4 protein-coding genes are annotated in these 24,283 nt (G+C 62.6%); all 4 read right to left on the reverse strand.

All coding sequences use genetic code 11. The features are described from left to right. Positions 1-164 precede the first annotated feature (164 nt). The gene (locus OG587_RS33635; RefSeq protein WP_329082496.1) at positions 165-11,906 is read right to left on the reverse strand and encodes a non-ribosomal peptide synthetase; all 11,742 of its coding nucleotides are present in this window, start codon (positions 11,904-11,906) and stop codon (positions 165-167) included. Continuing rightward, positions 11,903-21,493 carry a non-ribosomal peptide synthetase gene (locus OG587_RS33640; RefSeq protein WP_329082497.1) on the reverse strand — a complete coding sequence of 3,197 codons (9,591 nt, stop codon included), beginning with the start codon at positions 21,491-21,493 and terminating at the stop codon, positions 11,903-11,905. Before OG587_RS33640 ends, OG587_RS33635 begins: the two co-directional genes overlap by 4 nt. Before the next feature lie 476 nt (positions 21,494-21,969). After that, on the reverse strand, positions 21,970-23,256 hold the full coding sequence (locus OG587_RS33645; RefSeq protein ID WP_329082499.1) for an MFS transporter: 1,287 nt from the start codon (positions 23,254-23,256) through the stop codon (positions 21,970-21,972). Between the two features lie 518 nt (positions 23,257-23,774). Beyond that, the gene (locus OG587_RS47360) at positions 23,775-24,281 is read right to left on the reverse strand and encodes a transposase (protein WP_443075642.1); all 507 of its coding nucleotides are present in this window, start codon (positions 24,279-24,281) and stop codon (positions 23,775-23,777) included. Between the last annotated feature and the right edge of the window lie 2 nt (positions 24,282-24,283).

The raw sequence follows: 24,283 nt of genomic DNA on the forward strand, positions 1-24,283 counted from the left end.
GGGTAAGGGAATTGTTCGTACAGTGCACGCACATCATTTGAAGACGCGGATGGGGAAGTCATGAATCGACCCCTTTGGTTGCATGGAAACTTTCGAAGTCCGCTATCCCGTGAATATCTAAACAAGGATTCCAGCATTCCCGTAATGCGCTAATGCAGGCCGTTTTAAGTGCGCTTCACAATGGCCCTGGTAATCTCCTTGGCCATGGAACCCGCGTGGGCCGCGCGCATAAATGTGAGGTGGTCTCCCGGTGTCAGCCAGGCATTCAGCTCGGTGACGAAGGGCGACCAACTGTCGGCGATCGGTGCCGCCCAGGGCGAGCTCTCCGCCTGATAGAGCAGCACCGGGCAGGAGACCGTTGGGGGCTGGTAGTGAAACAGCGACCGGGTATGCGCCTCCATGGCCCTGAGGTGGTCGACCAGCCCAGACCGGCGCAGAGCGAGCATGTCGGCGGGCAAGTTCAGCTCAGTCATCAGCTCGACAACAGCCTCAGACCACTCCAGGTCGCCTTGTGCAACATCGGCTTCGGCCAGTCGCCTGAGCAGGTCGGTGGTGGCCAGGTAGTCCCGTTCGACGAGTTCCATGGCACCAGGAACGGGCAAGCAGGAATCCAGGGCGATGAGCAGATCGACGCAGTCACCGGCCTCCTCGATCAGACGGGTGGTCTCTATGGCCAGTGCTCCGCCGAAGGAATAACCAGCCAGCAAGTATGGCCCCGTGGGCTGGATCGCGCGGATCGCTTTCCAGTACTGGCGTGCCATCACCGCCACGTCCGCTTCCGGCTCGGCACCAAACGCCACGCTGCGGGACTCGATGCCGATGACCCGTACGGTCGAGGCCAGCGCCTCGGCGAGGTGCACATAGCCGCTGACGTTGCCCGCGCCCTCATGGAAGGCGAACAGCGTCCGTTCCGCCGTGCTCCGGTTGAGCATGACGGTGGACACGCGGGTGTCCAGTTCCGGCGTGACCGTTCCGAACACTGCGAACTGCTGTCCGGGGGCCGCTGTTTGCCGCACTACGATTGAAGTGCTCGACGTGCTGGAGGCACTGGAGGTAGCCGGTTCGCGGTGCTCGGTCGCACACGTCGCCAGTTCCGTAATCGTCGGGTTCTGAAAGAGCAGTCGCGGTGTGATCCTGACGCCGCCGCGACGCGCCTTGGCGATAACCTGCATGCCCAGGAAGGAATCGCCGCCGAGTTCGAAGAAATTGTCGTTCGCGCCGACTTGGTCGACCGTTAGTACCTCGCACCAGATCTCGGCAAGGAGTTTTTCGGCCGGTGTCGTGGGGGCTACATATCGAGTAGCCACCTCGGAGCGTCCGGCCTGGGGGGGCGGGAGTGCCTTGCGATCTACACCCTTGCCGTTGGCTGTAACGGGCAGTGCGTCCAGGAAGACGAACACGGTGGGTACCATGAAGTCGGGCAGCCCGCGCGCGCACCATTCCCGCAGATCAGAGACCACCGGACGTTCTCCGGGCGCGGCCAGGCAATACGCCACCAGGCGGCGCACGCCAGGGTCGTCCTCACGCAGCAGCACCACGCCGGCCGTGATCCGGGGGTGGGCGGTGAGCGTCGACTCGATCTCGCCCAGCTCGATGCGAAAGCCACGCAGTTTGATCTGGTCGTCTATGCGACCGAGGAAATCGAGCTGTCCGTCGGGTAGCCAGCGCACCAGGTCACCGGTCCGGTACATGCGTACAACCGTGTCATCAGAACGCGGGTCATTCACGAAGCGCTCATCCGTCAGCTCAGGCCGGTTCAAGTATCCGCGAGCCACCCCCTTGCCGCCAATCCAAAGCTCTCCGGGAACGCCGACGGGCGTCGGGCGCCAGGTACCGTCGACGACCAAAACATCGGTATTCGCCACCACAGCGCCGATAGGTACGGTCGCCGAGGGCTCGGTGAGTAGGCATGTGGTTATGTTGACGGTGGTCTCGGTCGGTCCGTAGATGTTGAACAGTGGCACGGACGTCCGCTCGAACCACCGTTTCACCGATGCCGGCAGGACCCGCTCGCCGCCCATGCTCATCAGGCGCAGCTGCTCACCGAGGTCAGCGGGATCGGTGAACTGAGATATCAACTCGTTCCAGACGAACGGTGGCAGCTGGCAGACCGTGATGTTCTTGGTCCGGATGGTTTCCAAGACCTTGGCCGGGGTCCAGTCGTCGCCACGGGGAACAAGCCGTGCCCCGGCGATCAGGGTTGGGAAGATCTCCCCTACCGAACCGTCGAAAGTCACCGAGGAGAACTGCAGATAAGCGTCCTCGGGCGAAAGCTGGTATTGGCGCTGCATCTCCTGCACGCGGTCGCTCATCGACCGGTGCTCGATCATCACACCCTTGGGCTTACCGGTGGAGCCGGACGTATAGATCACGTACGCGAGATTCTCCGGGCCGGCTAGTGGCTCAGGATCGCTCGTCGGAGCAGAGCCGAGCAGGGCCAGGTCAGCGTCTCGATCCAAGCAGAACAGTCGCACGGACGCGCCGGGGAGACGGCCGGTTAGGTGTTGCTGGGTGATGACGACGGACAGGGCCGTGTCCTCGATCATGAACGCGAGCCGCTCCGGCGGGTACTGCGTGTCAAGCGGCACGTAGGCCCCGCCGGACTTCAGGATGCCGAGCAACGCGACGATCATGTCGAGACCGCGCTCGAGGCACAGGCCGACCATCGCCTCGGGGCCGATTCCCAAGGCGCGCAATTGATGGGCCAGTTGGTTCGCTCGTTCGTTGAGCCCGCGGTAGGTGAGGGTCTCGTCGTCGAATTCGACGGCGACCGCGTCGGGCCTCTGGCGTGCTTGCAGCTCGATCAGCGCGTGCACCGGTACATCGTCGGGGTGGGGGAGCTCGGGCCCGTTCCATGCGGCGAGCTGTGCTTGTTCCGCTTCGGTGAGCAGCTCCACGGCGCCCACCTTCTTCTCCGGATCACCGTCAAGGATTTCGGCAAGGATCCGGAGAAGATGACTGGCCATGCGTTGCGCGGCCTCGTCGTCGATCAAGCCGCGGTCATGAACGATATGCAGGTCCAGCCGGCTGTCCGTATAGGCGGCTCCGAGCACCAGCGGATAGCCAGTCCGTTCAACGTAGCGCAGACGTCTGCGCGTGAGACCCTGCGGGAGATCGTCTTCGCTGAGCAGCTTCGGATAGTTCTCGAAAATGAGAATCGAGCGAAACAGCGACTTCTGGCTGGGGATCTCGCTCCACCGCTGGATGTCCACCAAAGCGCTGTACTCGTACTGGCGGAGCTCCACATGCCTTTCCTGCAGGGTCCGCAGCCAGTCAATCACGAACGCTTCGGCTGGCACAGCAGCGCGAACTGGAAGGGTATTGATAAACAGGCCGACCATTGACTCGACGCCGGGCAGGTCAGCGGGCCGCCCAGAGACGGTGGAGCCATAGAGGACGTCCTCGCTGCCGCTGTAGCGGGACAGTAGCAAGGTCCACATACCCTGAATGATCGTGTTGACTGTAAGGCGGTTGGTCTTCGCGAACTCACCGAGTCGGCCGGCGAGTTTAGCCTCCACGGTGAACTCCACGTCACCGAAGCCGGTCAGTTCGGTCTCGCGGTCAACACCCAGGGCCGTAGGCTCCGTGACGCCAGCGAGGTTGTCACGCCAGAACTTCTCGGCCTCCGTCTGCGAACGTTCCGCCAACCATGCGATGTAACGGGCGTACGGAACCGGGACGGGTAAAGTCGTGGCTTCACCGGTGAGTGCCGCCCGGTAGCGGGTGTAAAACTCCTGCTGGACCAGCTGGGCGCTCCACCCATCGAACAGCAGGTGATGGAACGACCAGACCACAACTGTCCGATTGTCGGCGACTCGTGCCACGACAAACCGCATCAACGGCGGCTGTGCCAGGTCGAATCCACGTCGCCGGTCGTCGTCGAGCAGCCGCTCCAGCCGCTGTTGTTGAGTGCCCGGGTCGGTGTCGCGCCAGTCGACCTCGTTGAAGGGGATCACGGCCCGTAGCCGCACCCTCTGCAGCGGGCCGCTATCGCCGTCCGTGGTGAATACGCTGCGCACAATGGTATGCCGGTCCACGACTTCCTGCCAGCTGCGACGGAAGCAGGCGACGTCGAGTGGCCCAGTGAACTCGTCAACGAACTGCACGACATAAGGGCGTACCTCGGATACGTCGGCCGTATCGGCCAGCGACTGGAAGAGCATGCCAGCCTGCATGGGGCTCAGTCCATACGCCTCGCGCTCTACCTCGTGCGGGTTCGCGACCGACGCTTCCTTCCTGGCTGCCTCGACGAGTGTACGAAGGGCGGCGGCCATGTCTTGCGCGAGCTTCGCCGCCGTCTGCGTCTTATGGACGTTCCTGCTGTAGGAGATGCTGAGCGACATGAGGCCCTCGTGAACGCTGGCAGTGATGTCGATCAGATGGGCACGCTCTCCGTCCGGGCCCACGGACCCTCCCCTGGGTTCGGCTTCGTCGGCCAGGCGACCAAAGCCGGAGGCCTCGCTGTCGAACTGCCCAAGGTAGTTGAAGCTGATCTCGGGCCAGGCCGCAGCACGCAAACTGTCCTGGGTCCGATCCGTGCCCCAGTAGCGCAGAATCCCGTATCCCACTCCGTGGTGGGGTACCTCCGCCAGTTGCTCTTGGACGCTCGCCAGGCACTCCACCAGGCCGCTTTGGGCCGCCAGGCGAAGTTCGATCGGAAAGATGCTCGTAAACCAGCCCACAGTGCGGGACAAGTCGACGTCGTCAAAGAGGTCCTCTCTGCCGTGGCCCTCCAACGCGACCAGGGCGGCTGGTTCACCCGTCCATGTCCGGATGGCGTGCGCGACAGCCGTCAGCAGTAGGTCATTAATCCGGGCATCGAAGACACGCGGCACATCGCGCAGCAGCGATGCGGTCTCGTCACTGTCCAGGGTAACCGCCACCGAGTCGAATGAGGCGATGGTGTTCTCGCCGGCGCGGTCTCGAGGAATCAGCGTGGCGCTGCGCGGCCGAGTCCAGTAGGCGAGCTCGCCGGACGCTGCGGCGGTGGTCGCATAGTGCTGGAGTCGGGCGGACCACGCTTGGTAGGAGGTGGTTTTCAAGGGGAGGATCACGCGCTCGGACGCTGCCAGAGAGCGGTAGGCGTCGGCTAGGTCTTGAAGCAGGATCCGCCAGGAGACTCCGTCGATGGCGAGGTGGTGAACCGCTAGTAGGAGCCGCTGCCCGCGCCCAGTTCCTAGGTTGAACAATGCTGCACGCAGCAGCGGACCTGACATCAGATCCATACCCTGCTGCACCTCGTTGGCCGCGGTACGGACCCTGTTCCATACGTCGGCCTCGGGCAGCATGGAGAAGTCGTGGCACGCAAGGTGAAAGGACACCTCGTTGGCGGCGTGGGTCTGGGTCCAGCCGCCAGGTCCTTGCTTGAACCTCAGCCGCAGCGCGTCGTGGTGATTCAGGAGAAGCCCGAGAGCCTCTTCCAGAGTCGCGGGATCGAGACCTTCGGTCTCCAAGAGCCGTGACTGGTTGAAGTGTGCGCGGTTCGGCATGTTCAGTTCGAAGAACCACTGCTGGATTGGGGTCAGCGCCGCTTCTCCGTGGACCGGCCCCTGCTCCGCCCAAACCACGGTGCCCTCTTCGGAGTGTCGTGCGATTTCGGCGACGGTCTGGTGTTTGAAGATCATGCGCGGGGTGAGATTCAGGCCGTATCGCTTGGCCCGGGAGATCACCTGGATCGCCAGGATCGAGTCGCCGCCGAGTTCGAAGAAGTTGTCGTGAACGCCGACCCGGTTTACGCCCAGGACCTCGGTCCAGATGCGGGCGATGGCCTCCTCAACCTCGGTACACGGGGCCACGAACTCCGTGCCCATGCGCGGCCGGGCTCCGCCAGGGGCGGGCAGGGCCTTTCGGTCTACCTTTCCGTTGCCGGTCAGCGGGATCTCGTCCAGGAATACAAACGTGCCAGGGACCATGTGGTCGGGCAGGGTCTGGCCGCACCAATCGCGCAGCGACGTAACGCTGGGCTCCGGGTAGTCAGCCGTCGGCACCGCGTAGGCCACCAGCCGCTTTTCTCCTGGTACATCCTCGCGTGCGACGACGGTGACGGTCTCCAGGCCGGGATGTTGGACGAGTGCCGTTTCCACTTCGCCGAGTTCGATGCGGTGGCCCCGGACCTTGACCTGGTCATCTAAGCGGCCGAGGTATTCAAGTTCACCGTCCGCCATCCACCGCACCAAATCACCCGACCGGTACAACCGCCGTGTCACACCGGCAAGCTCTCGCGTAACGAATCGCTCGGCAGTCAGCTCCGGACGATTGAGATAGCCGCGCGCCACCCCCGTACCGGAGATCCACAATTCGCCCGCCACACCGACCGGCGCCACCCGCCCAGCCGCATCCAGCACATACGCACCCGTATCCGCGAGTGGACGCCCGATCGGTGACAGCGCACCCCGAACCGAGTCTGTCTCTGTGATCTCCCGGGCCGTTACGTGCACCGTCGTCTCGGTGATCCCGTACATGTTCACCAGCCGCGGACCGTTTTCCCCAACTGCCTCCCACCAAGGACCCAGCCGAGCTGGCTGCAACGCCTCACCACCGAACACCACCAGCCGCAACGCCAGCCGACCGGCCCGCTCGGCCCCGATCACCTGCTGCAGCAGACCGAACGCCGACGGCGTCTGGTTTAGCACCGTCACCCCCCGATCCACCAATAGATCCGCAAACGCATCGGCGTTGCGCACCGTCTCCGCATCCACCACCACCAGTCGCCCGCCATACGTCAACGCGCCCCAGATCTCCCACACCGAGAAATCGAACGCGAATGAATGGAACAGCGTCCACACGTCCTCCGGCCCGAACCCGAAATCACCGTCCGTACCTCGCAGCCGGTTCACCACACTTCGGTGCTCCACCAGCACACCCTTCGGCACACCCGTCGAGCCCGACGTATAGATCACATACGCCAGATCATTCGGAGCGCTCTTTGATGCCGGGGCGTCGGCCGGCTCTCGGCCGATGACCGAACGGTCGGCGTCTAGAGCGACGGTCGTGAACCCGCCGTCTGGCAGCCTGTCCCGCAGGCCCGCATGGGTGACCACTACCGGTGCCGCGGTGTCGTCCAGCAGAAACGCCAGGCGCTCCGCCGGATACGCCGGATCCAAAGGCACGTACGCGCCACCGGCCTTCAATACACCCAGCAACCCAACTACAAGATCCAGCCCACGTTCCAGACACACCCCCACCAAAGAACCCGAACCAACGCCCAACCTTCGCAGATGATGAGCGAGCTGGTTAGCACGGATGTTCAACTCTCCATACGACAGAGTCGCTTCGCCATAGACGACCGCCGTCGCCTCGGGATGCTCCCGAGCCCGCTCCTGGACGAGGCCGTGCAGCGTCGCCGCATCGTCGATGCCGGTTACCGCCTCGTTCCACTCCACCAGCAACTGCCGGCGTTCCGCCACGCTCAGCAGTTCCAAATCGCCCACCCTGGCTCCCGGATCAGCCACCAGCGACGACAGCAGCTCACCGAAATGCCCAGCCAGCCGCTCAACCGCGGCATGCTCAAACAGGCTCCGGTCATAGGCGATGTTCACCTTGAGCCGCTCGCTGTCGTACACGATGGCGGTGATCGGATAACCGGTTCGCTCGACGTCTAAGCGGGAGATCCGGACGAGCCCATCGGGTAGTTCGTCGTCGCCCAATCCAGGGAAGTTTTGGAAGACGAGGATTGACTTGAAGAGCTGCTTGCCCTTGGGGACTGCGCTCCACCCTTGGGCGTCCACCAGTGAGGTGTACTCATACTGACGCAACTCCACATGCTGATCTTGGAGTTCATGCAGCCACTCGGCGACCGACAGCTCGACCGGGACCCGGGTGCGCACCGGAAGCGTGTTAATGAACAAGCCGATCATCGACTCAGCGTCGGACAGGCCGCAGTGACGGCCGGACACAATCGATCCGTGGACGATGTCGTCGCTACCGCTGTAGCGGGAGAGCAACAACGCCCAGGCACCTTGCACCACAGTGTTCATGGTCACCCGATGGGCCCGCGCAAACTCACCCAGCGCGACGGACGCTTCGGCGTCGAGCCGGAACTCCACGTCGTCGAATCCATGTTTGCCGGTTGGCCCGCCGATGCCGAGGTCTGTGGGATCGGTGAAGCTCCCAAGGCGTGCCCGCCAGAACTCCTCGGCCTGTTCGGTCGACTGCTCGCCCAGCCATTCGATGAAGCGCGCGTAAGGAACCGGGTCGGCGAGCCGCACGTCGGAGCCGTCACCGGACGTGCGGTATAGGACGAACACTTCCTTCATGACGAGCTGGGCGCTCCACCCGTCGAGCAGCAGGTGATGGAATGTCCACAGGACCATCGTTCGGTCACCCGTGAACCGCACCACCGTCAGCCGCAGCAGCGGCGCTGACCCCAGGTCGAATCCACGGACCCGGTCCTCCTCGACCAGTTCCTCAAGGCAACGCTTCTGCTCCGCCGTCGGCCGGGAACGCCAGTCCAACTCCTCGAAGGGGAGTTCCACACGACGCTGCACCACCTGCACCGGCTCGTCGAGCCCTTCCCACACGAACACACTGCGCAATGCCGAATGACGGTCGACCACCGCCTGCCACGCCAAACGCAGACGCTCCACATCCAAAGGCCCGACAAACTCATCGAGGAACTGAACGGTGTAGGGATGCACATCGGACGAGTCATACAGACTGTGGAAGAGCATCCCGGACTGGAGGGGGGAAAGTCCGTATCGGGTTGGCACAGGCCGCGGCAAGGCCTCCGCGTCCTGTGACTTGTCCGGGGTGGCTGCCAGCTGTTCCTGCTCGAAGATTTCGGCGACGGTCTGGTGTTTGAAGATCATGCGCGGGGTGAGATTCAGGCCGTATCGCTTGGCCCGGGAGATCACCTGGATCGCCAGGATCGAGTCGCCGCCGAGTTCGAAGAAGTTGTCGTGAACGCCGACCCGGTTTACGCCCAGGACCTCGGTCCAGATGCGGGCGATGGCCTCCTCAACCTCGGTACACGGGGCCACGAACTCCGTGCCCATGCGCGGCCGGGCTCCGCCAGGGGCGGGCAGGGCCTTTCGGTCTACCTTTCCGTTGCCGGTCAGCGGGATCTCGTCCAGGAATACAAACGTGCCAGGGACCATGTGGTCGGGCAGGGTCTGGCCGCACCAATCGCGCAGCGACGTAACGCTGGGCTCCGGGTAGTCAGCCGTCGGCACCGCGTAGGCCACCAGCCGCTTTTCTCCTGGTACATCCTCGCGTGCGACGACGGTGACGGTCTCCAGGCCGGGATGTTGGACGAGTGCCGTTTCCACTTCGCCGAGTTCGATGCGGTGGCCCCGGACCTTGACCTGGTCATCTAAGCGGCCGAGGTATTCAAGTTCACCGTCCGCCATCCACCGCACCAAATCACCCGACCGGTACAACCGCCGTGTCACACCGGCAAGCTCTCGCGTAACGAATCGCTCGGCAGTCAGCTCCGGACGATTGAGATAGCCGCGCGCCACCCCCGTACCGGAGATCCACAATTCGCCCGCCACACCGACCGGCGCCACCCGCCCAGCCGCATCCAGCACATACGCACCCGTATCCGCGAGTGGACGCCCGATCGGTGACAGCGCACCCCGAACCGAGTCTGTCTCTGTGATCTCCCGGGCCGTTACGTGCACCGTCGTCTCGGTGATCCCGTACATGTTCACCAGCCGCGGACCGTTTTCCCCAACTGCCTCCCACCAAGGACCCAGCCGAGCTGGCTGCAACGCCTCACCACCGAACACCACCAGCCGCAACGCCAGCCGACCGGCCCGCTCGGCCCCGATCACCTGCTGCAGCAGACCGAACGCCGACGGCGTCTGGTTTAGCACCGTCACCCCCCGATCCACCAATAGATCCGCAAACGCATCGGCGTTGCGCACCGTCTCCGCATCCACCACCACCAGTCGCCCGCCATACGTCAACGCGCCCCAGATCTCCCACACCGAGAAATCGAACGCGAATGAATGGAACAGCGTCCACACGTCCTCCGGCCCGAACCCGAAATCACCGTCCGTACCTCGCAGCCGGTTCACCACACTTCGGTGCTCCACCAGCACACCCTTCGGCACACCCGTCGAGCCCGACGTATAGATCACATACGCCAGATCATTCGGAGCGCTCTTTGATGCCGGGGCGTCGGCCGGCTCTCGGCCGATGACCGAACGGTCGGCGTCTAGAGCGACGGTCGTGAACCCGCCGTCTGGCAGCCTGTCCCGCAGGCCCGCATGGGTGACCACTACCGGTGCCGCGGTGTCGTCCAGCAGAAACGCCAGGCGCTCCGCCGGATACGCCGGATCCAAAGGCACGTACGCGCCACCGGCCTTCAATACACCCAGCAACCCAACTACAAGATCCAGCCCACGTTCCAGACACACCCCCACCAAAGAACCCGAACCAACGCCCAACCTTCGCAGATGATGAGCGAGCTGGTTAGCACGGATGTTCAACTCTCCATACGACAGAGTCGCTTCGCCATAGACGACCGCCGTCGCCTCGGGATGCTCCCGAGCCCGCTCCTGGACGAGGCCGTGCAGCGTCGCCGCATCGTCGATGCCGGTTACCGCCTCGTTCCACTCCACCAGCAACTGCCGGCGTTCCGCCACGCTCAGCAGTTCCAAATCGCCCACCCTGGCTCCCGGATCAGCCACCAGCGACGACAGCAGCTCACCGAAATGCCCAGCCAGCCGCTCAACCGCGGCATGCTCAAACAGGCTCCGGTCATAGGTTATTTCGGCCAGCAGTTGTTCCCTGGTGTGGCCGACGGCAATGGTGAGAGGGTAGCCAGTCCGAGCGATGCCCTTCTGGTGACGTACGGTGAGGTCTTCGGGAAGGTCGGAGTCGCCGATCACCTTCGGATAGTTCTCGAAGACGAGGATTGACTTGAAGAGCTGCTTGCCCTTGGGGACTGCGCTCCACCCTTGGGCGTCCACCAGTGAGGTGTACTCATACTGACGCAACTCCACATGCTGATCTTGGAGTTCATGCAGCCACTCGGCGACCGACAGCTCGACCGGGACCCGGGTGCGCACCGGAAGCGTGTTAATGAACAAGCCCACGATTGATTCCGCGTCGGTGAGTGCGGCGGGACGTCCTGAAACTGTGGATCCGTGGACGATGTCGTCGCTGCCGCTGTAGCGGGAGAGCAACAACGCCCAGGCACCTTGCACCACCGTGTTCACGGTCACCCGATGGGCCCGCGCAAACTCACCGAGTCGTTCGGCCAGTTCTGGGCCGAGGTTTCGCTTGACGTCACCGAAGTCGCTCTCAGCAATTGTCGCGCCGATACCGAGGTCTGTCGGAGCTTCGAAACTGCCTAGGTAGCGCCGCCAGAATTCTTCGGCGCGTTCCTTGGACTGCTCACTCAGCCATCCGATGTAGCGCGCGTAGGGGATGGGCTCGGCAAGTCGTGCGGGCGTGCCGTCAGTGGCGGCGCGGTAGAAGGCGAACACTTCCTTCTGCACCACTTGAGTGCTCCACCCGTCGAGCAGCAAGTGATGGAACGTCCACAGGACCATCGTTCGGTCACCCGTGAACCGCACCACCGTCAGCCGCAGCAGCGGCGCTGACCCCAGGTCGAATCCACGGACCCGGTCCTCCTCGACCAGTTCCTCAAGGCAACGCTTCTGCTCCGCCGCCGGCCGGGAACGCCAGTCCAACTCCTCGAAGGGGAGTTCCACACGACGCTGCACCACCTGCACCGGCTCGTCGAGCCCTTCCCACACGAACACACTGCGCAATGCCGAATGACGGTCGACCACCGCCTGCCACGCCAAACGCAGACGCTCCACATCCAACGGCCCGACAAACTCATCGATGGACTGGGCAACATAAGGGTTCGCGCCTGTTGAGTCGTACAGGACGTGGAACAACATTCCGGATTGGAGAGGCGTCAGCTTGTAGATGTTTTCGACGTTGGTCACTGTGAGAACCTTTCAAGAACTGACGCCAGAGCTGTCTCGTCGAGTCCCGCGAGGGGAAAACTTGCGGTCGAGAGCACGTTCTGGTTCTCACCGGATGTCTCGTCGACCAGATGCATCACGTAGCTCCGCAGGCTATCGGCGAGTGCTTCGATCGTTTTCTTGGCATAAAGGTCGGCCGCATAGCCGATCTCCAGGGACAGCGCTCCGTTCTGGAGCACGACGACCACATCGAGAATGTGATCGCGGGTACCTTCCCTGTCTATGTACGTCCTCGTGGATTCGGGGAGTTGGGCGTCACTGCCGAGCCCGGATGGGGGTTCACGGCGCGGGCAGTTGATGCTCAGCTTCACTGCAGGCCGTTGGTTTCCGCCTCCGCCGACGTGTAAGAGGCATCCAACGGTGCGAGTGAGATCCATGCCGTCGAGCGGATTTTCTCGGCCGCTCTCCAGTAGCCCGATCCTTACCGGCCCACCGGCCCAGTCGTGCAGCGCTGACTCCAGCGCCTTCAGGGTGATTTCGGTGAGACGGGGCCGATGTTCGTTTCCTGTGCCATACGCCAGCGATCCGATTTCGTCCGGTCCCAGGCGTATCCGCACGCACGCCGTGGAGGCGATGCCGTTCGCGCCGTCGTAGTCACGGGGCAGCGTAGTGTTCGAAGTCCCATGAGCGATCTCCCCGGCCAACCCCGCGATCTGTTGCGGCTGCTCTGCCAGTTGTGACGCCCACGACGTGAAGGATGTGCTCTTCAGCGGCAGTACGACATCCTTGCCGGAGGCCAACGCTTGGTAAGCGGTACTTACGTCCTCAAGAATGATGGGCCATGACTCCTCGTCGACCGCGAGTCGGTGGGCCACAAGGAGCAATTGCCCACCCCGGTCTACGCCCAAGTCGAACAGAGCGCTGTGCAGCAGCGGTCCTTCGAGTGGATTTAGCCCTGCTCGCAGTTGCTTGACCGCCTTTTCGATGGCCGCTCGTCCGGCGTCTTCCGTCCGGTCCGATAGGTCATGGTGAAGCAGGTGCGTAGAGGACTCCCGTTCGCTGGTCACACGCATGCGCCAGCCGTCCTGACCGGGAGTGAAGCGCAGTCTTAGAGCATCATGATGGTCGACGACCGCCGTGAGCGCCCGCCGCAGCAGTTCTGGGTCGAGCGCGGGAGTGGTGATCAAGCGAGCAGAGGTGTCGCGGTCCCTGCTGGGCTCCCCCCTGCCGAGCAGGGAGCGCTGGTACAGGGTTGGCGGAATGTTCCCAATCACCGACGTGTCTGCGACATCGCGAGGAGCAGTGTGCGCCACCAGCTCTTCGATCGTGGGGTGGCGGAACATCATCGGCGGCGTCAACTCAAGGCCGAATTTGCGGGCGCGAGCGATGACCTGGATACTGAGGATCGAGTCGCCGCCGAGTTCGAAGAAGTTGTCGTGGATTCCGACCCGATCCACACCGAGCACATCGGCCCAGGCCTGGGCTACCACCTTTTCCACTGGGCTGCGCGGTGCGACGTAACGCTCTTCGAGCTCTGGCCGCTGCCCCTCGGGCTCGGGCAACGCCTTGCGGTCCACTTTCTTGTTCGCCGTCAGCGGCAGCCGATCCAGGAAAACGAAGGAACTGGGCACCATGTACTCGGGCAGGCTCAGCCCGCACCACGCCCGCAGCGCAGTAACATCCGGCTGCTGGGTGCCCGCGTTCGCCACGCAGTAGGCGACGAGCCGCTTGGTTCCGGGCATGTCCTCGCGTACAACTACCACGGCGGAGTCGACAGCGGCGTGCCGCACGAGTGCAGACTCCACCTCGCCGAGTTCGATCCGATGTCCGCGGATTTTAACCTGGTAGTCCATTCGGCCCAGATACTCAACAGTGCCGTTAGGCAGCCACCGGACCCGGTCACCTGTACGGTAGACGCGCGCATCGGGGTCGGCGGAAAATGGATGGGGCACGAAGCGCTCGGCGGTGAGCTTGGGGCGATTCAGATAGCCACGAGCGACCCCCGCTCCACCAATCCATAATTCCCCCGGAACACCGATAGGGACCAGGTGCCCATACCTGTCCATCACGAAGAGTTCGGTGTTGGCGATGGGTTCGCCGATCGTGACGATCTTCGCATCGGGTTCAAAGTCCGCCGCGAGGGACCAGATCGTGGTTTCTGTCGGTCCATACAAATTGGTAACGCGGACAGCCCGTTGCGATAGGCGCCTTGCGAGGTCCAGGGAAAGTTCCTCTCCACCGGAGAGTATGTGGAGATCGCCGGGGTTCTCCGGCATGGTCTCCACCAGCATCTGCCATACCGACGGCGTCGCCTGCATGATGGTGATCTGGTGTTCCGTCAGGAGTGCCGCGAGCTTTTCCGGGGCGCGCGTCTGCTCCTTGCTTGCGATGACTACCCTAGATCCAGCGATAAGGGGGACGTATAGCTCCAGGTTGGCAATGTCGAACATGATGGTCGTGACGGACAACAAGCGATCCTTGGGCGTCACGCGAAGCCGGTCCCGTAGGCCGACGAGTAGGTTGGTGAGGGCCTTCCTGGGGATTCCCACGCCCTTGGGTGTGCCAGTGGAACCGGAGGTGTAGATGACGTAAGCGAGATCATCGGGAGTCGCCTCGCCTATCGGGTCCTCGATGGGCTGTTGCGCTAGGGTCATCGCGTCCGTATCCAGGCACACGATTTCGGCCCTGCTGTCCGGCAGCCGTCCGCGCAGGCTCCGCTGCGTTACGACGATGCTGGCTGCCGTGTCCTCTAGCAGGAACGTGAGGCGCTCTGCCGGGTACTCGGGATCCAATGGCACATATGCGCCACCGGCTTTCAACACACCTAGCAGCCCGACCAACATGTTCAGGCCGCGCTCAAGGCACACCCCGACCAACGAGCCAGCGCCGACATTCAACGACCTGAGGTATGCGGCCAGTTGATTGGAGCGCGTATTCAACTCCCCATATGAGAGCGATTGTTCGTGGCATACCACCGCCACCGCGTCGGGACTCTCCCGCACGCGCTCCTCGAAAAGGTCGGGAACACCGCGGTGCGCAGGAAAGGGGACCGCCGTGTCGTTCCACTCCACCAACAGTTGATGCCGTTCGGCGCCGGGGAGTATCTCCAACTCACTGACGCGCGCACCGGGGTCGGCCGCCGCAGAGGCGAGGAGCACGCCGAAGTGAGCAGCCATCCGCTCAATCGTGGTGCGGTTGAAGAGATCGGTGGAGTACTCGACACGGGCCGTGAGGCGGTGTGCGTCTTCGCGGATCGACATGGTCATATCGAGGGCGGAGGTGGCCGCTTCCAGCCGCAGAGACTCGGTGTCGAGGCCCTTGAACTCCCAGCTTTCCTCCGGAGTGTCCTGCAAGGTGAGCATCACCTGAAATAACGGGGTACGGGAGAGCTCGCGCTCAGGGGCGAGCTCCTCCACCAAGCGCTCGAAGGGAACATCCTGATTGTCGTACGCGTTGAGGGCGCGGTCTCTGACCTGCTTCAGGAGGTTACGAAAGGTCGGGTTGTCCGCGAGGTTAGCGCGCATGACGAGGGTGTTGACGAAGAACCCCACCAAGCCTTCGGTTTCCGCCCGGTTTCGTCCGGCGATCGGCACACCAACCGCCACGTCACTCTGACCGGAGTACTTACCGAGCAGGATCTGGAAGAGGCCGAGAAGCACCATAAACAACGTGCATCCCTCGCGCTGCGCCAGCTCCCGCAGTTCCTTCACCACCGATTCCGGGACGTCGAACTCGATGCTCGATCCGCGTCCCGTGCGGATCGGGGGCCGTGCCCGGTCTGTGGGCAGCTCCAACGGCTCCAAGCCGTTCAACTCATTGCGCCAGTAGTCGAGCTGGCGTTCGAGCGCCGCGCCGCGCAGACATTCACGTTGCCATATAGCGAAGTCGCCGTACTGCACGGGCAGCACGGCAAGATCTGCCGTCCGGTGCTCGCGAGCGGCCGCGTACAATTGGGGCAGTTCCTCCGAGATCAGCTTCATCGACCACCCGTCCGATACGATGTGGTGTAGCACGATCAGGAGTAGGCACTCATCGCCCGCTACCCTGACCAGCACCGCTCGCGTCGGTGGTGCCGTCGCCAGATCCATCGGTCGGAACGCCTCGCGCCGTACCACACCCAGCGGATCCAGCCCACCGTCCAGTTCCTCTAGGGAGAACTCGCCAGAGGCGTCTACCACCTGCCGCGGTTCGCCGTCCGTCCCAGCCACGAAGCGCGTGCGCAACACCTCATGCCGTTCCAGGAGTCCCGAGAAGGCGCGTCCGAGCGCGTCCGTGTCTAGGTCGCCGCGCAATCGGACGACGAGGGGCAGCAGGTACTCGGCTGAGTCGGTGAAAAGTTGGTCGAGGAACCAAAGGCGTTGCTGCCCGAAGGACAGCAGCAAGTCCCGATCGGCCATGCGCGGCACCAGGGGCACCGGATTCTCGCCGGCCGCCGCCGCATCCACCCGTCCCGCGAGCTTCGCGACCGTCGGATGTGCGAACAGCTCACGCACCGGCACGGCCACTTTCAGCTGGCTCGCGAGACCGTTTACGACTCGCATCGCTAGCAACGAATGGCCGCCGAGTTCGAAGAAGTTGTCGTGGATTCCGACCCGATCCACACCGAGCACATCGGCCCAGGCCTGGGCTACCACCTTTTCCACTGGGCTGCGCGGTGCGACGTAACGCTCTTCGAGCTCTGGCCGCTGCCCCTCGGGCTCGGGCAACGCCTTGCGGTCCACTTTCTTGTTCGCCGTCAGCGGCAGCCGATCCAGGAAAACGAAGGAACTGGGCACCATGTACTCGGGCAGGCTCAGCCCGCACCACGCCCGCAGCGTGGCCGCGTCCAAGTGACGCTCGGCCATGGGGACGCAGTACGCCGCGAGCCGCTTATCCCCGGGCTCGTTCTCCCAGTCGATCACCACGCAGGACGCCACGTCCTCGTGCTCCATGAGGACCGACTCGATCTCGCCTAGTTCGATGCGGATGCCTCGCACCTTGACCTGCTGGTCGATGCGGCCCAGGAACTCCAAAGTGCCATCGGGCAGCCACCGCACGAGATCGCCGGTGCGGTACATCCTGGCTCCTGGTGGACCGTTGGGGTCCGGCAGGAACCTTTCGTCCGTGAGTTCCGGGCGCCGCAGATAGCCGTGGGCAACGCCGATGCCGCTCGCATACAACTCGCCTGTCACCCCCGGTGGTACGAGGTGACCGTGTGGGTCGAGGACATAGATGCGCGTGTTTCCGACGGGCCGGCCGATTGGTGCGATGCCAGGCCACCGTGTGACATCGGCCGGTAGGGCGTAATCAGTTACGCCATGCGTCTCGGTTGGCCCATATCCGTTGTGCAGGACGCACCAGGGGTGGCGGGTGTGGAAGGCACGGGCGGAGTCGCCCAGCACATGTGTGTCGCCGCCTTGTGCGATGACACGCAGCTCAGGGAGTACGGCACCCATTACGTTGGCTGCCTTGTAGAACTCCTCCAAGACGAGATTTGGGGCATTGAGTTCGTGGATCGCGTGCCGCTCCAGCCACCTCACCAGCGAAGCAGGGTCAATGCGGACACTCTCTGGGGCGACGACCAGGCACTTCCCGTACAGGAGCGCGCTCAAGATCTCGTACGGGGCGATGTCGAAGCTGATTGTGGCGAACTGAGCTATACGGCCGTGCGGTTCACCGGGAGTCGCCGCACGCAGCCAGGACGTCAGATTCACCAGTCCTCGCCCTGGCATCACTACACCCTTGGGGTGCCCGGTGGAGCCCGAGGTGTACATGATGTAGAAGGGAGTATCCGGTGTGACGGGGCTGAGCCGCTCGCTATCGGTTGGGTTGGTGACGGGACGGGACGCGAGCGCCGCCACGCACTCCGGGTCATCCAGCACCATCCGGTGCGGCCCTGCCGGCAGGGCGGCCTGGACGGCCATGTCGGTCAGTACGCAGGAAGGCCGAGCGTCCTCGATCATGTAAGCGATGCGGTCGGCCGGATAGCCGATGTCGATCGGAAGGTAGGCAGCACCGGTCTTGGTGATCCCGATGAGGGCGGCGACCAGATCTACGGACTTGGGTAGGGCGAGGGCCACTACATGGCCGGGGCCGACGCCCATGGCGATGAGCCAGTGAGCAATCCTGTTGGATCGGGCGTTCAGTTCGGCGTAGGTGAGCTCGAGATCCTCATACACGATGGCGGGCGCGCCCGAGGCCGCCGCCACTTGGCGTTCGAAGAGGGCCGAAACACTGTCGGCGGGCACGGGGTGGTCGGTCTGGTTCCACTCCATCAGTAGTTGGTGCCGGTCGGCGTCGCTGAGCATATCGAGTTGGCTCAGCCGGTCCCCAGGGTTATCGACCACTCGGGCCAGCAGGTTCTCGAAGTGCCGGGCCATCCGCTCGGCCGTCGTCCGGTCGAAGAGGTCGCTGCTGTAGCTAAGCAGGCCCTGGAACGTGTCGTCGGCCTCCTGAAGGACCAGGGTGAGGTCGAACTGCGCGCCGTCCATGTCTGTCTGGAGCACGTTGCTCTCCAGACCGGGGAGGTCCCACACCTCATCCGACAGGTTCTGCGGGGTGATCATAGCCTGGAAGAGGGGGGTGCGGCTTAGATCCCGTTCCGGAGCGAGGTCTTCCACAAGCCGTTCGAAGGGGACATCTTGATGAGCATAGGCTCCCAGCGCAGATTCCCTGACCCGCTGCAGGAATTCCTCGAACGTCGGATCTCCTGACAGGTCGGCGCGCATTACAACGGTGTTCACGAAGAATCCGATCAGCCCTTCAACCTCGGCTCGGTTCCGCCCGGTCGCCGGTACACCAACAGCCACGTCCTGTTGGCCGCTGTATTTACCCAGAAGGAGTTGGAAGACCGCGAGGAACGCCATGAAGGGGGTCACGTCTGCGCGACGTGCCAACTGCCGTAGCGCGGCTGACACGGCGGCTGACACAGTGAACTCGACGCTCGCTCCGCTGCCCGAACGCTGTGGTGGCCGGGTCCGGTCGGTGGGCAGTTCTAAGGGCTGCAGCTCAGCCAGCCGGTCGCGCCAGTAATTGAGTTGACCATCGAGGAGTTCGCCGCTTAGCCGTGCGCGTTGCCAGACTGCGAAGTCCGCGTATTGGACCGGCAGGGCGGGCAATTGCGGTTTCCGTTTCGCGACGGCTGCTGCGTAGAGTTCCCCTACCTCCTTGGCCAGGACGTGGACCGACCAGTCATCGGAGACGATGTGGTGCAAGACCACCAGGAGTAAGTACTGGTCGGCAGCTTCTCTCACAAGGAGAACCCGCATCAGCGGTCCTTCCTCGAGGTCGAGGGGCCGCTTGGCTTCTTCGCGTACGAGCCGTAGGGCGTCCTCGTGGTCGTGGGCTTCTCGGCGCTCGATCGGTAACGCGCAGGCTGGGCCAATGAGTTGCCGCATTTCTCCGTCGAGGTCGGCGACGAAGCGGGTACGCAGCACGTCATGCCGCTGGAGCAGTCCAGCGAAAGCGACCTCTAGGGCTTCGAGGTCCACGGCGCCACGCAGGAGCACCAGCCGATGGGTGAGCAACTGGTTACTGTCCGGGGTGAGTCTGTGGAGGAACCAGAGGCGCTGTTGTCCGAACGACAGGGGAGCGTCCTGGTCGGGCTGCTCGCGTGGTACTAACGTGGCTATTGCCGAACTCGTCGAGTTCTCCATTCGCTCGGCGAGCGCGGCGACCGTGGGATAGGCGAATAGGTCTCCCACGAACAGTTCCGACCGCAGTTCACTCCCGATCTGGTTGATCACGCGCATCGCCAGGAGGGAGTGCCCCCCAAGATCAAAGAAGTTATCGTGGACGCCCACCGTGTCTACGCCCAGTGTGTCCACCCAGATCCGGGCGAGCGCAACCTCCGCTGAGGTACGTGGCGCAACGTACGTGTCGTCGAACTTCGCGCGTAGCCGGTTCGGCTCGGGCAGCGCCTGCCGGTCTACTTTTCCGTTGGCGGACAGCGGCAGTCGCTCCAGGAAGACGAAGCCATTGGGTACCATATGTGCCGGGAGCTGCTCTGCGACATGGCGGTGTAGCAAAGCGTGTAGCTCGGCTTCCTCGTCGGCCCCTTCGTCGATGACGTCGGCCGTCCTGTTCCGTTGCGTGCCCAGAGCGTCGCAGACCACATACGAGACTAGGCGCTTATCGCCGGGCCGATCCTCGCGCACCACAGTGACCCCCTGGGCCACGGCCGGATGTGACATGATGGCGGCATCGATCTCGCCGAGTTCGATCCGGTAGCCCCGGATCTTCAGTTGGTGGTCCATCCGTCCGAGGAACTCGATGTTCCCGTCCAGCAGCCACCGGACCAGATCGCCCGTACGGTAGACGCGCGCATCGGGGTCAGCGGAGAACGGATGGGCTACAAAGCGCTCGGCGGTGAGCTCTGGGCGGTTCAGATAGCCACGGGCGACGCCCGCTCCACCAATCCATAGTTCCCCCGGAACACCGACGGGTACCGGGCGGCCGTACCCATCCATTACAAAAAGTTCGGTATTCGCCATAGGCCGACCGATGGGCAGGGTAGTACCAGGCACCAGCTTCGTGGCGTCGACTTCATAGAGGGTAGCTCCCACTGTCGCCTCAGTAGGCCCGTACTCATTGATTAGGACGGTGTGCGCCGCACACCGTTTGATCACTACCTTCGCCAGATCCGAACTGAATGGCTCGCCCGCGACAACTAGGGTGCCGACATCCAATTGGGTGTCTGTCCCTGCCATGCGTTCCAGGAGTAGTTCAAGGTGGGACGGGGTGAGCTTCACTGTGCTGAACGACTCGCCCCGCTCGAAGGCTGCCGCGAGCATGCCTACACCAGCGGCACCTGGTGCCTCCATGACGACCACGGCCTCGCCTTGGAGCAGCGGCAGGAAGACAGAGGGGATCGGCAGGTCGAAGGCGATGGATGATAGGAGGACGGAACCGTAGCCTCGGCCGGTGCAAGGGAATGCTGCGTCGGCGCTGTGCAGAAAGTCCGCGAAGTTGCGATGGCTTACCTGAACGCCCTTGGGCGTCCCTGTTGATCCAGATGTGTAGATGACGTATGCAAGATCGTCAGGTCCAACCATCGATTCCACGTTTTTCTTGGACAGTGCGGCGACGGTGGGCCAATCACTGTCCATGCACACGACACGGTGCCCTTCGAAGGGCAGCCGCCGGCGCAGGCCCTCCTGACTTACGACAACTGAAGCTGCGGTGTCATCGAGCAGAAACGACAGACGATTCTCCGGATAAGTTGGGTCTAGGGGCACATAAGTAGCGCCCGCCTTCAGGACACCCAGCAGCGCGACCACCAGCGGAAAGCCATGCTCGACACAGACTGCCACCAGGCTCCCAGGGCCCACCCCCAGGTTCCCGAGGTGCCGCGCCAACTGGTTAGCCTGCGTATTCAATTCTCGGAAGGAAAGAGAGAATCCTTTGTCGACGACGGCCGTAGCCTGTGGTGTACGGGCCGCCTGCTCAGTGAACATTTGGTGCACAAGCGCGTCAGCCGGATACCTGGACTTAGTTTCGTTCCAATCCACCAGGATCTGTTGACGCTCGACTTCCGTCAGTATGTCGAGTGCGCCAACACAGGCGGTCGAGTCCGCAATGAGCGAAGCCAGCAGCGTTTCAAAGTGTCCAGTTACCCGCGCGGCTGCCATCGGGAGACCAAACATCTCCAGAGCGGCACTATTGAAGCGGACGGTACGGCCATCGGCGCTCAGGGCTACGGGCGGTGGGGATAAGAGGCCGGCCTGTGCCGGTTCTGTAAGCCACGCGCTAATGGAGGTATCGGCGTCTGGGAGGGCAGGAGCACCGTCCTTGTGGCCGCTGTACCGCGCAATCAGTAGAGCCCCAGCTCTCTCGATAACGGTATTCAGGGTCAGGTCAAGGGCGTGAGCGAACTCGCGTACTGCCTCCAGGAGTTGAGCCTCTAACGGCAAGAGGATTGATCCAGCGAAGCTTTCACTGCCCATAGCCATCGATCCGATAACCCCTTCTATGCATGAAAAGCCGTCCTCGCTGCGCACACAAATGTTTCACCCAATTTTTCCGGACATGGTCGTGTCGCACAACGAACAGTTTTCAATGATGATGCAGTTACCGGATTGAGAATCCGGCTGATTGTGATGGATCACTACGCAGCTGGTTGTTGTACTGCAGAGCACCGGTGCTTACCGAGCGCAGTCCGTGTCTGGCGACGGACCTCCCGCATATTGCGCAACGGCGACACAAAAATCGGTATGAAGGCCAAACAGGAAGCAGCCGCACAGACGAAAAGTGCTTCACGCGGCCCCAACCAACCGGCCGCTGCGCCGCCCAGCATGGAACCGATCGGCATTACACTCCAAGTGAGGAATCGCATTGTGGCATTGACCCGGCCGAGAAATTCATCGGGAGTCAAGACCTGAGTGCAGCTTACCTGAGTAACGTTGTATACGACAGTCATGAATGCGGTAATTCCGTTGGCGCAGGCCGCCAACCAGAGAGTCCAGCCAGATCCCGCAAAGGGAAGCGCTAGAGCAAAAGGGGATCCTAGGAAGAGGATCAACCACATGGCGGGGCCAGCACCGAGCTTCTCGGATATGCGTCGAGAAACAAAAGCTCCAAGAAGTCCACCTACTCCCGAGACGCTCAAAAAAAGACCGATCAAGCCGGGAGAAAGATTAAGGGTTCGCGCCAGAAAAAGCATGGTTACGGTATAGACGGCATAGGATGTCAAATTCAGCAAAGCAGTCGATCCAGCGATTGCGAGAAGTCGGGTGTTCCGACGGACCTGATAAAGGCCGGCCCTGATTTCCCGTAGCATTCGAGATTCTGTCTTGCGGACAGGCTCCTTTTCCACAGTACGAATCCGCAGGATGCATAGCGAGGAGATCGCAAGTCCGATACTGGTTACCACAAAGGAGACCGGCGCAGTGAGCAGACCCACCACTTGACCACCGATTGAGGGTCCACCTACTGCGAATACTTGTTGAACACCCGTTAGTTTAGCGTTACCTTCCAGCACCTTCTCTCGACCTATGAGGCTGGGTAGATAGCTTTGATAAGCAACATCGAAAAATACATTACATGCGCCAAAGAGCAGAACAATGATATAGAGCTGCCAGATTGAGAGGGAGTTCATCCACCAGGCAACAGGAATGAAAAATAGAATGAGCGCCCTTCCGAGTTGACATAAAACAAGAATGCTTCGCCTTCTCAGGCGATCAACCCACACTCCGGCCGGCAGTCCAACCAGAAGAAAAGGAAGGGTCAAAAATGTTGAAACCAGCCCTACTTCAAATTCGCCAACATTCAGCGCCATAACAGCAACGAGCGGGATTGCTATCCTTGCCACACTAACACTTGCTGCACTTGTGGCTGTAGCTGCAAATAGATTTCTAAATCCCTGATCGCTCAATATTCCCGAACGTTGAAACATGAATTTAACATATCAGCCACAACTAACGACATGCAAGTGATCCAAATCACACATGAGCCGACCTGCCACTGACTATAGGTTTGACAAGATCTTTCTCGTCACGTAAGATGCGCGGCTTTGCCCGCTGGGCCGACGCATCATTCCTTCGAAATGGACCATTTTGGCTTGACTTTCAGTCCATTCGCCACTTTTGGAGTCGATTTAACAACGGCTGTAGATCCAACGAGTAAAGCTCTGACCTGGAGTTTTGGTGTTTCGCTGACCGTAGCCAATCTCTGCCGTCACAGTCCGTATTGGCTCCAGCACTTTATGAGTGCTAAGAGGGGTCAGTCGAGTTCTTCTCCGATAATCAAGTCAAGCGGTTACGGTCGCTCTCGGTGGGTATATGAGGCATTCGACTGAGAGTTGATTGCGCTTCCTGGTCAGCGTGATGGCCCGGCTGGCGCGCTGGGTGGGCGGGATTCCAAGAGCCCGTGGGCGTCCTTCCTTGGTTACTGAGGATAAAAAGCGTGGTGTCGTCATGGTGGGGCGGGGACGAGTCCGGTGCCGATAAGGCAGCCGTCGAGGATGTCGTGGCGGTGTTGGAGTCGGCGTAAGCCTTGGCGGATTGCGGTGATCAGGTCGTGGGGGTCGGTGAAGGCGCGGTTGGCCTGGGTGGTGCGTCGCAGTACCGACCAGACGCCTTCCACGGGGTTGAGGTCGGGGGCGTAGGTGGGGAGAGTTGGTAGACGGTGAGCCAGTCCCGCTCGGCGATGTAGCGGCGCATCCCTGCGGTCAGGTGGGTGTTGAGGTTGTCCCAGACCAGCATGATCGGGCCGCCGAGTTGATGGTGGGCGGCCTGGATCAGGCCGCGTTAGTCGGTCCAGGCGAAGCTCTTTCGCCCGTCGGGGCGGGCGCCGGGACAGGGCCGGTAGATCAGGCGGGATGGCTGTCCGGGTTTGTAGCAGGCTAAGGCGGCTACCGATAATCGGTGCTGGGAGCGGCCGTGTACTCGCACGATCGGGGTGGCCCCGCGCCGGGACCAGGT

Source organism: Streptosporangium sp. NBC_01469 (assembly GCF_036227305.1).
GTDB lineage: Bacteria > Actinomycetota > Actinomycetes > Streptosporangiales > Streptosporangiaceae > Streptosporangium.

What these genes read in the sequence shown, in the direction of transcription:
- OG587_RS33640 (WP_329082497.1), bottom strand. Translation starts at nt 21,493, where the DNA reads ATGGCAGCCGCGCGGGTAACTGGACACTTTGAAACGCTGCTGGCTTCG.
- OG587_RS33645 (WP_329082499.1), bottom strand. Translation starts at nt 23,256, where the DNA reads ATGTTTCAACGTTCGGGAATATTGAGCGATCAGGGATTTAGAAATCTA.